This is a genomic window from Pseudoalteromonas espejiana DSM 9414, assembly GCF_002221525.1.
Classification (GTDB): domain Bacteria; phylum Pseudomonadota; class Gammaproteobacteria; order Enterobacterales; family Alteromonadaceae; genus Pseudoalteromonas; species Pseudoalteromonas espejiana.
Genome location: NZ_CP011028.1, coordinates 1,334,795 through 1,348,555, shown reverse-complemented (window position 1 = coordinate 1,348,555; position 13,761 = coordinate 1,334,795). Strand labels below are relative to the sequence as shown.

Annotated in this window: 17 protein-coding genes; 9 read left to right on the top strand and 8 right to left on the bottom strand. The window is 41.1% G+C overall.

The window, feature by feature from the left end:
* Nucleotides 1-4 precede the first annotated feature (4 nt).
* Nucleotides 5-718 (bottom strand): DNA polymerase III subunit epsilon, encoded by a 714-nt coding sequence (dnaQ, locus tag PESP_RS06200; RefSeq protein ID WP_089347257.1) that lies wholly within the window; start codon nt 716-718, stop codon nt 5-7.
* 68 nt (nt 719-786) lie between these two features.
* Here dnaQ and rnhA point away from each other — a divergent pair, with 68 nt between their 5' ends.
* Nucleotides 787-1,251 carry a ribonuclease HI gene (rnhA, locus tag PESP_RS06195; RefSeq protein WP_089347256.1) on the top strand — a complete coding sequence of 155 codons (465 nt, stop codon included), beginning with the start codon at nt 787-789 and terminating at the stop codon, nt 1,249-1,251.
* Here rnhA and PESP_RS06190 read toward each other — a convergent pair.
* Nucleotides 1,248-2,021 carry a class I SAM-dependent methyltransferase gene (locus PESP_RS06190; RefSeq protein ID WP_089347255.1) on the bottom strand — a complete coding sequence of 258 codons (774 nt, stop codon included), beginning with the start codon at nt 2,019-2,021 and terminating at the stop codon, nt 1,248-1,250. The two genes, rnhA and PESP_RS06190, sit on opposite strands and share 4 nt — an antisense overlap.
* Before the next feature lie 53 nt (nt 2,022-2,074).
* Between PESP_RS06190 and gloB the strand changes: the two genes are divergently transcribed.
* Together gloB and PESP_RS06180 are read left to right on the top strand one after the other, a co-directional pair.
* Complete coding sequence (gloB, locus tag PESP_RS06185) at nt 2,075-2,848, top strand: hydroxyacylglutathione hydrolase (protein ID WP_089347254.1); 774 nt, start codon at nt 2,075-2,077, stop codon at nt 2,846-2,848.
* Between the two features lie 146 nt (nt 2,849-2,994).
* Nucleotides 2,995-4,572, top strand: a complete 1,578-nt coding sequence (locus PESP_RS06180) for a lytic transglycosylase (protein ID WP_089349114.1) — start codon at nt 2,995-2,997, stop codon at nt 4,570-4,572.
* A gap of 275 nt (nt 4,573-4,847) precedes the next feature.
* On the opposite strand, the gene PESP_RS06175 is transcribed toward PESP_RS06180, so the two are convergent.
* The 3 genes from PESP_RS06175 to PESP_RS06165 are packed head-to-tail and all read right to left on the bottom strand — an operon-like array spanning nt 4,848 to nt 6,374.
* A complete protein-coding gene (locus PESP_RS06175) occupies nt 4,848-5,297 on the bottom strand; it encodes a flavodoxin (protein ID WP_089347253.1) in 450 nt (149 codons plus the stop codon).
* Nucleotides 5,297-6,061 carry a tRNA pseudouridine(65) synthase TruC gene (gene truC / locus PESP_RS06170; RefSeq protein ID WP_089347252.1) on the bottom strand — a complete coding sequence of 255 codons (765 nt, stop codon included), beginning with the start codon at nt 6,059-6,061 and terminating at the stop codon, nt 5,297-5,299. Before truC ends, PESP_RS06175 begins: the two co-directional genes overlap by 1 nt.
* Nucleotides 6,054-6,374 carry a YqcC family protein gene (locus PESP_RS06165; protein WP_089347251.1) on the bottom strand — a complete coding sequence of 107 codons (321 nt, stop codon included), beginning with the start codon at nt 6,372-6,374 and terminating at the stop codon, nt 6,054-6,056. The genes truC and PESP_RS06165 overlap by 8 nt, the downstream gene beginning before the upstream one ends.
* Before the next feature lie 105 nt (nt 6,375-6,479).
* Between PESP_RS06165 and PESP_RS06160 the strand changes: the two genes are divergently transcribed.
* Together PESP_RS06160 and PESP_RS06155 are read left to right on the top strand one after the other, a co-directional pair.
* Nucleotides 6,480-7,508 carry a DUF3549 family protein gene (locus PESP_RS06160; protein WP_089347250.1) on the top strand — a complete coding sequence of 343 codons (1,029 nt, stop codon included), beginning with the start codon at nt 6,480-6,482 and terminating at the stop codon, nt 7,506-7,508.
* The gene (locus tag PESP_RS06155; RefSeq protein WP_089347249.1) at nt 7,508-7,807 is read left to right on the top strand and encodes a DUF3301 domain-containing protein; all 300 of its coding nucleotides are present in this window, start codon (nt 7,508-7,510) and stop codon (nt 7,805-7,807) included. The genes PESP_RS06160 and PESP_RS06155 overlap by 1 nt, the downstream gene beginning before the upstream one ends.
* Before the next feature lie 1,028 nt (nt 7,808-8,835).
* On the opposite strand, the gene PESP_RS06150 is transcribed toward PESP_RS06155, so the two are convergent.
* A complete protein-coding gene (locus PESP_RS06150) occupies nt 8,836-9,477 on the bottom strand; it encodes a GNAT family N-acetyltransferase (RefSeq protein WP_089347248.1) in 642 nt (213 codons plus the stop codon).
* 211 nt (nt 9,478-9,688) lie between these two features.
* Between PESP_RS06150 and PESP_RS06145 the strand changes: the two genes are divergently transcribed.
* The 3 genes from PESP_RS06145 to PESP_RS06135 all read left to right on the top strand — a co-directional run bounded on the left by PESP_RS06145 (nt 9,689) and on the right by PESP_RS06135 (nt 11,087).
* The gene (locus PESP_RS06145; RefSeq protein ID WP_089347247.1) at nt 9,689-9,928 is read left to right on the top strand and encodes a DUF2789 domain-containing protein; all 240 of its coding nucleotides are present in this window, start codon (nt 9,689-9,691) and stop codon (nt 9,926-9,928) included.
* Nucleotides 9,929-10,036: 108 nt separating this feature from the next.
* On the top strand, nt 10,037-10,300 hold the full coding sequence (locus tag PESP_RS06140) for a hypothetical protein (RefSeq protein ID WP_089347246.1): 264 nt from the start codon (nt 10,037-10,039) through the stop codon (nt 10,298-10,300).
* Nucleotides 10,301-10,313: 13 nt separating this feature from the next.
* Nucleotides 10,314-11,087, top strand: a complete 774-nt coding sequence (locus tag PESP_RS06135; protein ID WP_089347245.1) for a Zn-ribbon-containing protein — start codon at nt 10,314-10,316, stop codon at nt 11,085-11,087.
* Nucleotides 11,088-11,208: 121 nt separating this feature from the next.
* Here PESP_RS06135 and syd read toward each other — a convergent pair whose 3' ends face one another.
* Entirely contained in the window at nt 11,209-11,748 is a 540-nt protein-coding gene (syd, locus tag PESP_RS06130; protein WP_089347244.1) for a SecY-interacting protein, read from the bottom strand.
* 59 nt (nt 11,749-11,807) lie between these two features.
* Between syd and queF the strand changes: the two genes are divergently transcribed.
* On the top strand, nt 11,808-12,653 hold the full coding sequence (queF, locus tag PESP_RS06125; RefSeq protein WP_089347243.1) for an NADPH-dependent 7-cyano-7-deazaguanine reductase QueF: 846 nt from the start codon (nt 11,808-11,810) through the stop codon (nt 12,651-12,653).
* Nucleotides 12,654-12,860: 207 nt separating this feature from the next.
* On the opposite strand, the gene PESP_RS06120 is transcribed toward queF, so the two are convergent.
* Nucleotides 12,861-13,745 carry a peptidylprolyl isomerase gene (locus PESP_RS06120; protein WP_089347242.1) on the bottom strand — a complete coding sequence of 295 codons (885 nt, stop codon included), beginning with the start codon at nt 13,743-13,745 and terminating at the stop codon, nt 12,861-12,863.
* Between the last annotated feature and the right edge of the window lie 16 nt (nt 13,746-13,761).

Genomic DNA, 13,761 nt, shown 5'->3' with positions numbered 1-13,761 from the left:
GGCCTTATTCAGCGCGCCATAAACATTGGCCGCCTTCTTTATTTACAAGATCTAATCGTGCTTCGTGTGCGCTTTGCTCAGCGTCGTTTGCACGTAAAACAACTAATGGGGCACGTTCTGCGCTTAAACGTCTTATACCGCCCTTTTGTTGATCGCTACCATCATCTTTATTTTGATTTAAGTTTAGCTTGGTTTGCCCACCAGTCATGGCAAGGTAAACATCGGCTAAAATTTCAGAATCCAGTAATGCGCCATGTAGGGTACGTTTTGCGTTGTCTATATCGTAGCGCCGACACAAAGCATCTAGGTTATTCTTTTGACCTGGATGCAAGTCACGCGCCATTTTAAGGGTGTCGAGAACTTGGCAGTAATCGTGGGTATTAGGATAGCCCTGATTAAGTAGCGCAAATTCATTATCCATATGGCCCACATCGAACGGTGCGTTATGAATAACCAGCTCAGCCCCTTTTATATAGTCAAAAAACTCTTGGGCTATATCGCGGTAAAGCGGTTTGTCGCGTAAAAATTCGTTGGTAATACCGTGAACGTCTATCGCTTCTTCTTCAATGCTGCGTTGTGGGTTTATGTAAACATGAAAGTTATTGCCGGTTAAACGCCGGTTTACTAATTCTACACACCCTATTTCTATAATGCGGTGCCCTTGTTTAGGGTCGATGCCGGTGGTTTCTGTATCTAAAACTATTTGTCTGCGTGCCATATCGAATTTAGCCTGACTCTGGTATCTTTCTATAATCACTTTATTGTACATAATATCAAGGTAAAACAGTGCAAAAAACCGTAGAGATTTACACCGATGGCTCATGTTTAGGTAATCCGGGCCCCGGTGGTTATGGTATTTTTATGATTTATAACGGTCACGAAAAAAAATTAAGCCAAGGCTACAAGCTTACAACTAACAACCGTATGGAAATGCTTGCTGCTATTGTTGCCCTTGAATCGTTAACTCGTCCATGCACCGTTAACCTCACCACCGATAGCCAATATGTTAAACAAGGTATTGAATCGTGGATTGCAAATTGGAAAAAACGCGGTTGGCAAACTTCGGCCAAAAAACCAGTTAAAAATGTTGATTTGTGGAAGCGACTTGATAGTGCTTGCAGCGAACACACTGTGACCTGGAAATGGGTTAAAGGCCACAGCGGCCATAAATATAATGAAATAGTGGATGATTTGGCCCGCGATGCTGCAGGCAGTAAAGATTTATTAGATGATGTAGGTTACCAACCTTAATTATTATTTTTTTCATCGCAGCGCTTAAAGTGCTGCTTTGAGGTTTGCCTAAGCCCTGCCCCTTTTACAGGTGAAAACTGTGGCCTTGCATGCCACTTTGGTTTGATAGGTGTCAGCGGGGCTACTCGTTTTCGCGCCACCAGCATATACACACTCCCCATAGGTTTTAAATATTGTTTGGCAAAACTGCGCCAAAATTCAAAACGCGATAACCTATTACCACGTGCTAAAGACGAATAAATAAATCGCTCATCACTTATAATTTCAAAGCCAAGTAAGTTAAGCCAATCTTTTACCCGAGCAGGAGTAAAAAAGCGCCCTGTCCACGGGAGCTTTTGGCCGCTAAACGGCAGCATTTGCGCAAGTCCACATAAGCTAAAGGGGTTAAACCCCGTAATAACAATATAGCCGCCGGGTATTAGCGTACGGTGTGCCTCTCGCAAAATATGATGGGGGTCTGAGTGATACTCTAAACAATGGCTTAAAATACACGCATCAACACTGTGCTCATAAAAAGGTAACTCGTCTATATCTGCTATTACGCCCGTGCAAGGGCCCTCTTCTGCTACGCATACCTGATGCTTGATGGTGCTCACACTGGTGTTAAGTTCGCCACTTAAATTACCTAACTTCAGCATATGGTAGCCAAACATACGTGGCAGCCATTGATCCATTTTTTGCTCTATGTCAGCACGTAAATAATCCCCATGAGGGAACTGCTGCCACGAAAGCGGTTTGGGTCCTTCTTGAAAACTAAGGGCTGGTTTCATTTTATGAGCTCGTTATACTATGTGGTATCCGTCACTTTATAGAGCAAATTACTATGGTGCAAGTTAAAGCAATTAAAGCATTTTCTGATAATTACATTTGGTGTTTAACTACCCATAATAGCAACCAAGCATGGGTAGTAGACCCAGGCGACGCTCAGCCCGTGAAGGCGCATTTAGCTGAGCATAATTTACAACTGGGTGGCATTTTAATTACCCATCATCACAGCGATCACACAGGTGGCGTAGCAGAGCTTTTAAAGCAATTTCCAGAGATTACAGTTTACGGGCCTAGTAACAGCCCGTTTGGTGGTATTACCCATAAACTTGTTGATGGCGATAACATCAAAGTACTCAATACCACGTTTAACGTAATTACCACTCCAGGGCATACCCTTGATCATATTTGCTATACCCATGATATGTTAATTTTCCCTGGCGATACGCTATTTAGTGGCGGTTGCGGGCGTTTATTTGAAGGCACAAGTGAGCAAATGTGGCACTCGTTTAATAAGCTTCGTGAACTACCAACAGGCTGTAAAGTGTATTGCGCCCATGAATACACGCAAGCCAATTTGGCCTTTGCTAAAGCTGTAGAGCCTCGTAATCCTGAGCTACTCGAATACAGCAAAAAGGTAGATGAACTTCGCAGCAACAACAAAATTACCCTACCAAGTACTATTGGCCAAGAGCTAAAAATTAATCCTTTTATGCGCAGTGACCTACCCACTATTACAGAGTTAGTGCCAAAAGAATGCCTTGTGGTTACAAAAAACAATGAACCATGGGAAAACTTTGCTAGTCTGAGACAGTTCAAAGACAACTTTTAACACATAAGTAATAATTATTAATTTAAAATCATCAGCTTAAAATTGGCTGATGGTTTTATCATAAAGTTAAAGTTGGTAGTAAAGTGGCAATACTGGCTCATAACGGGTAGTATTTGCCGAGTTTTTTACCTGATGTATTGGTATTTATGAATAAATCTCCTCTTTTAATTGCCTTGGCGCTTGCGCTAAGTGGTTGTCAAACATTAACAACCGTAGACTCAGACGCTCAAGCAGCTACCCAAGCAAATAAGCGCTTAGAAGGCGCAAGCCCTAACGATATTAACAATGCATTGATGGTAAACGCACAATATCAAACAATTACCGAAAGCGAAGAAGCGCCGGTTTTTGACGATGTATGGGAGCGTATACGATACCAACTTTCTATAGATGTACCGCAAAACCGCCCTGTTGTTACTGAGCGAAACTATTACGCGCGTCATCAAGCTTATTTAGATCGTATTTCAAAACGTGCAGAGCCGTACTTACACTTTATTGTTGAAGAAGTAGAAAAGCGCGAAATGCCAATAGAAATAGCCTTACTGCCTATTGTAGAAAGCGCTTTTGACCCATTTGGTTATTCAAATAGAAGTGCCTCTGGTATTTGGCAGTTTATGCCAGCAACCGGTGAGCGTTTTGATTTAAAACAAAACTGGTGGTACGACGGGCGCCGCGACATTGTTCAATCGACCCGTGCTGCACTTGACTACTTATCGTATTTACACAAAACCCTTGAGGGTGATTGGCTAAACGCCATTGCGGCTTATAATTCGGGCGAAGGACGCTTAATGCGCGCGATTAAAAAGAATCGCAAAAAGCATTTACCTACCGATTTTTGGTCTTTAGATTTACCTAGCGAAACCACAGCGTATGTACCAAAGCTATTAGCACTTGCTGATTTACTTAAACGTGCTGATGAGTTTAACGTAAAGTGGAAGCCAGTGATCAATGCGCAAGTAGTTGAAGTGGTTGATGTAGGCACACAAATTGATTTAGCACTGGCAGCCGATATGGCTGATATGACACTCACTGAGCTTTACAGATTAAACCCTGGATTTAATCGCTGGGCGACGGACCCTAACGGGCCGCACTTTTTATTATTACCCACCGATAAAGCCGAGCAGTTTAGTCAAAAATTAGCTCAAACCGATGTTAAAGACCGCTTACGCTGGCAACAATACACGGTAGCGCGCGGCGATAGCCTCTCAGTTATAGCTAAAAAGTTTACCACTAGCACGAGTGCAATTCGTTCATTGAACAAGTTAAAGTCAAACACCATACGTGTTGGCCAACAATTGTTAGTGCCGCTTACCGACGGTGCCATTAACAGCGAACACTTACCTAAGCAAATGCGCTTAGCGGCAAATAAAGCAACGCGCACTAAGCTGTCGCATACGGTAAAAAGTGGCGATACTTTATGGGATATAAGCCGCGAATACGATGTAACAATGGATGAGTTAGCCTCGTGGAATAAACTGAAGAAAAACGCAGTACTGCGCTTAAATCAAAAGCTCACTGTGTATAAATCAGCGAGTAAACCACAGGCAACTGCAAGTACAAATCGCACTATTACTTACAAAGTACGACGCGGTGACTCACTTGCACGTATTGCTTCTAAGTTTAATTTAACGGTTAACGAAATTATTAAGTGGAATAACTTAGCTGGTCAAAAGTATTTGCAGCCAGGTCAAAAGTTAAAGCTCAAAGTTGATGTAAGAAGCAGTTAACCCAAAGTTTAATAATTAAAAAAGGAGCGCATGCGCTCCTTTTTTTGTACATATAAAGCAGTTTATACCAATTCGCTTAATTAATTGATATGTTTTGAGGCTGGAAAAACGTGTTGATAGTTAGGCAATAAATTCGCTATTCAGTTATTCTCGGCAATTGCTCCTGCATTACCCTACCTTCTGCATCCATGCAGTCGTAAATGAGAATTTTTTAACGCAGGTAGCGACACGTTTAGCCCCGCAAAATAATTAGGTATTATTGCGGATTGGTATTACTAAGCTGGTAATTTTTCAAGCCATGCTTTTAACCACGGCTCTGCAACTGGCCATGGTTCAAAATCTTCACAGGCATCTATTTCTAAGCGGTTACCCACAGGCTTTGCTTGTAATTCACGAAGTAGCTCATCAAAGCTGCGCCCTGCGCCACAAAAGGTATCGCCGTAGCATCTATCGCCCATAGCAATAATCCCAAACGGTTTATCGGTAAGCATAGGAAATGTGCTATTCATGGCAAAATACAACCCTGCCAAGTTGCTAGGTATATCGCCTTGGCCTGTGGTTGAGGTAACCACTAAAATATGTGATGCATTTTTAATATCATCAAGGGATGCGTCTGTAATTGTAGATGCGGTGTGTCCCGCTTGCTCAATTGTTTTCGCTACGTCATGGCTTAAGCGCTCAGCGCCACCATTAACACTGCCTACAAAAATACTAATATGTGCCATTAATAATCCTTTTCTTGATCTGGCCAACCTAGCTGCTTACATATTTTAAGCATGTCTTCACCTAGTGGCGCTTTAATTATGATGGGTGTATGCGTATAAGGGTGCACAAAACTAAGCTGCGTTGCAAATAACATTAAACGTCTAAGCTCAAAGTGCTCCCTAAAAAATTGATTATGCTGGTTATCGCCATGATTTACATCGCCAATAATTGGCAAAGATAAATGATTAAGATGACGCCTAATTTGATGCTTTCGACCCGTTTTAGGAAAACATTCTACTAACGAGTAACGCACTGTTGGGTATTTACCGATAGGGATAGGCAATGCAGTTTGGTGCAAACAATTAAATTGCGTTTGCGCCTCTTGCGGTGCTTTATTTTGATCTGCAAATTTATCGGCAATTTTATCAAGCTCTTCTTTTAAAGGTTTGTCTAAAAATACCGACTCAGGCGCAAAACCACGTACTAACGCTAAATAACGCTTAGTGATGGTGCCATTAATAAAAAGCTGATTCATATCGCGGGCCGCTTCTGAGCTTAGTGCAAACAACAGCACACCAGATGTTGGCCTATCGAGGCGATGAACCGGAAATACATGCTGACCTAATTGGTCGCGCAGCATTTGCATTGCAAACTGAGTTTCGTGCTTATCTAAAAATGAGCGATGCACTAATAAGCCAGAAGGTTTATCTATCGCCACAAAGTCATCATCTTGATAAATAATGTTCAGCTGAGCGTACTCTACAGTCTCAGAGGGCTCAGTCATTTGCTTCACCTAAAAATGCATCAAGCTCACTCAGTAGCGCTATAACATGTTCAGCGCCCGCTTTACCTACCAGAAACATTTCGGCCATAGGCGCAATGGCAAAGTTACGCGGTAATGGTTGCTCAAGAGTAATTAACTGCTGTATTGTTTCAATAAATACAAATTGTAACCACTGATCAAACGCCATGGTATCGTGACAAAAAGGAACTTGAGACTGTAATTTATGCGCCTCTATTGGCGTGCTTTGCCACATTTCATGTTTTTTTAAAAGTGCGCTTAATTGATTTAAATACGCTTGAGTTTGCTGATACATAACCACTCTTCTTTTTAAGTTATATGGCAATTATACCCTGTTCCCTCAATGCCTGCTATGGCGTATAATTAGCGCAATTTTGCAGTAAAAACAATTGAGATAACGATGAGCGAACACATAGCGACACTTGGTCAACTTTTAGATGGCGCAGGGACACAATGGCGTGCTTTTGATATTGGCAGGCACATAACTAAGCTTGATAAAAAGCAATTTTTAGCTATTGAGCAAGCGCAAGTTCCTTATCCTTATCCACTTGCTGGGCATGCTTGGCTTGCTATTCAATTTTGGGATAGTAAAGCAAGCAAAGAACCGTACGTATGGTTTTTAAAGTTCCCGCTTGATGAGCAAAGTAAATTAGTAAGTGCCAGTCGCGATCATTTTGCCAATATGGTTATTGAAGCCCTTGGCACTGAAATTACAGGCGAGCAAGCCGATGGCAAGCTAGATAATAACCCCTATGTATTTACACCGAATGCAAATAAATTAGCAGCCTTTAATGCACAGCTTAAAGTGCTGTTAAAGCAACCTGCTTCTAAATATTATGAGCACACTCAATTGTATTTTACGGGTACGTTAGGCTTTGACGATTGGCAAAGTGTTGCACTACAGGGTATTGCCGATTTTGCACTGCGCCTAGATAGCGATACTAATTTAGCAAACCTGCAAAAAGCGTGGGCACATTTACCGCTTGAGGTATTACAGCCACTTAGCGCAATGCTTGAGCATGTTGAAATACCGCCATCACTCAGCGAGCTTTTACTAGCCTATGGCCAATCAGCCATTGAAAATAACGATACCATAGCACTCACTGCAGCTCTGCGCTCAATGTCTAAAGGGCAAGCTCAAGGGCTATGCACGCAGCTTGTTGATGCCGCATTAAGCTCATCGCTTGGCCAAGACTCAGACGTACTGTTAACCATTGCCGGGCGCTGTTTTGTACAATTAGAAGAGCCAGAGCGCTTACACATTTTTATGGATAATTGTGCGCACCATCAGCAAATTACAGAGCTTTTTCCGAGTATTTTTGCAGACTTAGTTGCAATACCTACAATTCGCCCGCATTTATTAGGTTTATTACGTAAAGAAAATCGCAGCGAAACCCTCGCGCGTGCAATTGGAAGGTTATTCTCTTAATGGCTAGTTTGTGGACGTTTATAGCAATTGGCGCAGTTATATACTTATTTTGGCTTAATAGAAAAGTGGCAGAAGCTGCCAATGAACATGCCAAACGCCAAACTGCTCAATTACAAGTGCAGTTAATGAGTGTAGCGTGCACAAAACGCCGATTTGGCATTTTAAAAAATGGTAAGCCTGGGATCAAAAGCGAGTTTATGTTTGAGTTTTCAAGTGACGGCGAAAATGCCTACCAAGGTATTTTAATTATGGAAAACGAATTACTTAAAAGTGTCGTTGTTCCGCCACACAAAATTTAGTTATTCCAATCCGTATAATTAAGTGATCTATTTTGAGGATGAAAAACGTGTTGATAACAAGGCAAAAAATTCGCTATTTAGTTGTTCTCGGCAATTGCTCCTGCATTACCCTACCTTCTGTATCCATGCAGTCGTAAATGAGAATTTTTTAACGCAGATAGCGACACGTATAGTCCCTAATATAGCCCCTAAAAATGATTAAGTATTATTGCGGATTGGTATTACTACATTGCAGGCTTTTAAACATACAGCTGAGAATTTAGTGAATGGCTTTTTGTGAGAGTTTAGAAATGGCTTTTAAAGTATTTTTAGAAGTGAAACCGGTATAAACAGCGCTACAAAAAACTAAGGCGTAACAAAAGTTACGCCCCATTCTTACAGCATCCTGCTTGTTGTCCTTGACCCAAAATCCGTATTATCATCCCCTGAACGAGTAAACAACCCTATTTACCCTCAACATTGCATCCTGCAAAGTCCATTACCATCCTAGCTAACCCACGTATTCTAACGCTTGGCTACACACTGCAGCATCATCCTTAGTAATCCTTTAAAGTAGCTCCTGCCACCTTTAATGCATCCTGCATCATCCATTTGCCGTCTTGGCTGTCCTGCGTAAACTAACGCTCCTGCTACTTCCTGTAGCCTCATCCGTGAATATCCTTAAGTAGTTCCAACTACTAAGTGCTTCTTGCACTTCCTAGGTCATCCTTGTGTCCGTTTTAACCTGTCCTTTGTGCTTCCTGCTAGCGTCTGCTATGTTGCCTATTCCGTATCCTTGGCAGTAGCTTAGTCATTAAGCTATGTCGTCTTGACAAGTTAAATATTACGCGAGTTTGAGTTTCTTCCTACTAGGTAAATAAAATTAATTTATCGTAACAAATATGAAAAAACTAAAATATTCATTAAATACATTAAGTTAAGTAAAGTAAGGTGCATTAATAGTCAGTCTTAACTGACAATGCGCACGCCAATGTAGGATATATCGCACGGGCAAATGTCCGTAAAAGCGCTTATCTCCTACATGCCTTTTAAGAGTAAGGTTTAAAAAGCAGCTCGCCAGATACTTTATTAAAGGTTAATTGCTTAAATGCATCAAAACCTTCCGATTTAAAAAAGCGGCTGTGTTGCTCACGAGTCACAAAAACAGCCAACCCCTTGGCGTTGCTAGTACCCGTTGCTAAATCGTTTAACCCTCGCAATAGGTAACGGCCTAGTCCTTCACCTTGTACATGAGGGTCAACAGCTATAAACGCTAAATAATAGTAATCACCCAACTCGTTTAATGAGTTACGTATGGTTTGTTCTTTTTCTATTAGCTGATTCGTTTGCAGGTAACCTGCACTTAACATCAGTTTTAAGCGCCAATGCCAGTAACGCTCAGGCTGCAATTGACTAGAGGATTCAAACACGCACGCCACCGCTTTTAGTTTTTCATCGCGGTACAAGCCAATTAAAGGCAGTTTTTCTTGCCAAAAAGCACTAAGCTCTTCGCGAATTAATGAGCGTAGTTTTTTTTCGTATGCAGTTTTATTAGCTTGCTCATAACCTAATAAGTCTTGCAGTAATGGGTCATCGTGGTACGCCTGATAAATTAAGCTTGCAGCTGTACTTATATCTTCTGGCGCTAAGTATTGAACGCTGAGTGTGTGTTCGTCTGAGGTGACTGTCATTGTGATTCCTTATTATTATGTTTAAAAACTCACAAGCAATGGCCTTATCGAAGATAAAATCTCATTACGTAGTTAGTAAACTATTTTTATCAACTGCGCTTGTTAACTATATACCCAAAGCAAAAAAATCGTCAATTCAGCGAGAGTTTAACTAGCAAAGCTTATAGTCACAGCCTAAGCTTGGTTTAATTTACCTACATGGAGTAACACTATGGATACAACAAAACACGACATTAAAACGTTGTTTGCACAGCTTGGTTTACCTAACTCTGAGCAACAAATAAATGAGTTTATTGCATCTCATTCGCTAGAAGATACGACGCTTTTACAAGAGGCTCCATTTTGGGACGAAGCACAACAACACTTTTTAGCCGAATCGCTAGCCGAGGATGGCGCATGGAGCGAAGTAATTGACGAGCTAGATGTAAGGCTTCGCCAAGAAGGTAAGTAATCCCCCCTCTCCTCATACCAAGGCTTTAAGCGCCTTCGTATTATTGCTACTATAGCACCCGCGCAGCAAACACTTGCTGCGCTTATTTATTAAAGAGTTACAAATCTAATGAATGCAGTTGTATTTGATGCAATTAAAGTCCTTCTTGATGAAGGCAAAACCCCTACTGTTGCCCTAACTAAAAGCCGCCTAGCGCAACCTGTGCCTATGCCAGTTATTATTGCAGCCGTAAGCCAATACAAAAATAACCCTGATTCAATTCATAACTTAATGAAAAACCCTGAACAGAGCACTGTTGAGCCTAAAACGTCTCAGCTTGATCGCATTGAGAAAAAACTCGATAGGCTACTAGCCCTGTTAGAGCAAAAATAATTTGAGACTGTAAATGTTTGTTGTTGATTTAACATTTGATTGCTACCAAGACACCACCCTAGAGCAAGCCGAGCAAGCTATTAACCGATTAGTTAATGCATTGCGTTTTAATGGCCAAATTATGGGCGAAGAATTTCCCACCGTATTAAAAGACGGCTACTTTATTACCCGTGTAATGTGCCCAACAGAAGAGGCCATGCACCCGTTAAATAACAGCCCATTTGTAAAACACAGTATTGAGCAACTGCACAGTGCGGGTTTACTTGCCCCTAAAGTAAAAATTATTGGTCAAGATATTCACTCTAATGGCGCTGATTCTTGTAAAGAGCCTTCAAGCTATATTTTATACACCACCTATGTGCATACATGTAGCCCGTTGTATTGTGGCGATGACTTTTTACCCGTACCATTATTTAATATTCCGGCTATTGCCAATGGGGATTACAAAACCCTGATAAAATGGCAAGAAGATTGGCAAGCTTGCGATCAAATACAAATTAATGGGGCAACACGGTGTGAATTTCCGGCGCTTGAAGAAATATCAAGCACCAAAAGCGATTTATACCGCCGCGGCAAAGACATTACAAAGCGCATTAGCTTTTTAACTAAAAAGCCTGTGTACTATTATTTATATCGTGTTGGCGGTGTAGATAAAGCCTCTGAACTTGAGCGAAAATGTCCAAGCTGTAACAGCGAGTGGAAATTGGATGAGCCTTGGTTTGGGCTGTTTGATTTTAGATGCGAGCCGTGTGGGCTGGTCTCTAATGTGTCGTGGGATTTTCAGTGACGAAATAGCCAACGCATTAAAAATGTAAAACTAACCAGCACAAAAAAATCAGCTTAGTACATAGCACTCAGCTGATTTTTATTTATTTTAAATGAAAATTTAACCCAAATAACGTCAAATTTTAAACCTCAAGCGCTTTTAAAAAAGACGCTATGTTTGGCGCAAGTACATGATGCGGTTTTTTACCAACGTACTCTAAACATACCTCACCGGTGTTAACCTGCACTGTTACGAGTAAATCATCTTGCGCTGTTAACCCTATAAAAAGTGTTTCTGGCTGTTTTAGTTTGCGCTTCATAAGCACATGGCCTGTCATATTTTGTTGTAGCATTTCAAAATCGTCTTTATTCCATGCTTGCAATAGCTCAACGTGGTGACCATCAATACTTGCCAAAATACTGCCACCGTACATATAGCCGTAAAACTCATTAAACCCGTCAGGAAAGCTAAGCTCAAGGGCATTAGCTAAATCGGCAAACGAGCCTGCCGGACTTTGCTGCACACCCTTCCACTGAATATTACCTTGTGTGTCTACATCACCAAATTCACACGGGCTTGGCCACTGATCGTCTTGTGCCATAAGCGGATATTTAGCGGTGTTTTTAACGGTTTTTTCACAAAATTGCGTGTGAAGTTGGGCTATTTGCATTGCAACAGACATACTGCGAAACTCATTTAAATTAGATATAATCCCCCTATTGTAACTATTTAAGAGCAAACATGACAGATTACAGCAATTCTCCAGACCTTAAAGGTAGTGTGTTAGGTCAATCTACTGAGTATGTAGATGTTTATTCACCTAGCTTGCTTTTTCCTATTGCCCGCAAGCTAAATCGTGATGCTTTAAATATAGATGAAGCCGAGCTGCCATTTAAAGGCCAAGATATTTGGACCGGTTATGAGTTATCGTGGCTTAACGCTAAGGGTAAGCCACAAGTTGCCGTGGCACTCTTTACGTTTGCATGCCAAAGTAGCCATATTATTGAGTCAAAATCGTTTAAATTGTATTTAAATAGCTTTAATCAAACCCGCTTTGAAAGCGTCGAGGTAGTAAAACAGCATTTAATTGAAGATTTATCTAAGGCTGTTAATGGCGATGTAAACGTCACTTTATATGCGCCAGATGACTATAACTGCTTGCCTTGCACTGCGCTTCCTGGTGAATGTATTGATGATTTAGATATTGAGATAGATAACTACGATATTGATGCCTACTCGCTTAAATCACAAAGTGAGAGCGTGGTTAGCGAAACGCTTTACAGCCACTTACTTAAATCAAACTGTTTAATTACCTCACAGCCTGACTGGGCAAGTATTATTATTCGTTACACCGGTGAAAAAATATGCCGTGAGTCGCTGCTGCGTTATTTAATTTCGTTTAGAACCCATAACGAATTTCATGAGCAATGTGTAGAGCGCATTTATAGTGATTTAACCACACAACTTAATATAAAAGAGCTTGAAGTGTATGCCCGATATACACGCCGTGGTGGGCTTGATATAAACCCATACCGCTCAACGCACTATAACGATACGCCCTTTGCGGTTAAAATTAATCGCCAATAAAACTAATGAGTATTAAAAAAGGAGCATATGCTCCTTTTTTAACAGCTTTTATACCAGTTTGCTTAATTGAGCAATCTATTTTGAGAATGGAAAATGTGTTTATAGCTAGGCAAAAAATTTACTATTTAGTTGTTCTTAATGGGAGTTTTTCCGCTGATAGCGATACATACGCCTAGCAAAATGATTAAGTATTATCACAAATTGGTATTAGTTAACCCGCTTTGTAGGAATAGGCATAGCACACACATCAACGTAATTGTACGAGTGCACAAACCATGGCTCAGTGCGATTTTTGCGCGCCTCAATAAGCTGTTTAAACGATACTGAATTTGTTTGCATTACTTTAAATGCACTTTTATCGCTTTTAATATCGGCTAATACCTGAATATTGCTTATAGGGTTAAAAGCTTGGTTAGCTATTGGAGTGCGCTGTAACCGGTTAAAATGTTCCATACCTTCAAGCACTCTGCCAAACACCGTTATATTTTTATCTAAATAACGCGGCCCTTGCCCAATAGTGACAAAAAACTCTGTGCTTGCGCTGTTAATATCGTTGCCGCGCGCCATGGCAAACACGCCAGTACAATGAACTTGCCACGTGTGTGTACGTGCGCTATTTTGCGCAACAGCAAAGCCATTTAAAAACCCTGTTATTGGCGCGTATCCATCACCTTCAAGCGCTGTAATATTGAGTGGCTGTATAGTGGTATGGTAGAACTCTGCAGGCACCGTTTTATTAGCCGTTTTTATTTGTTTTGTTCCCGAGCTATCACCACCTTGCGCAACAAAACCTTCAACAAAACGATAAACATTAGTGCCTTTATAAAACCCCTCACGAGCAAGCTGCTTTATATGTGCGGTATGTTTAGGTGCAAGTTGCGGATTAAGCGCTATATACGCAGCGCCTGTGGGGAGTGTGATTTTTAAAATATTGTCTGCATTAACCCGCTGCCAGTGATCATTTGGAGCCTGTTTAATGACTTCGCTAGCGCTAAGTACTGGCAACTGCTTTTTGGTGCGTGTACTGTGCTCACTTTGTTGAGCACAGCCTGTAAGTGCAGCCATTGCGGCAGCGATGTATAACGTTTTCATATATTCCTTATACTTT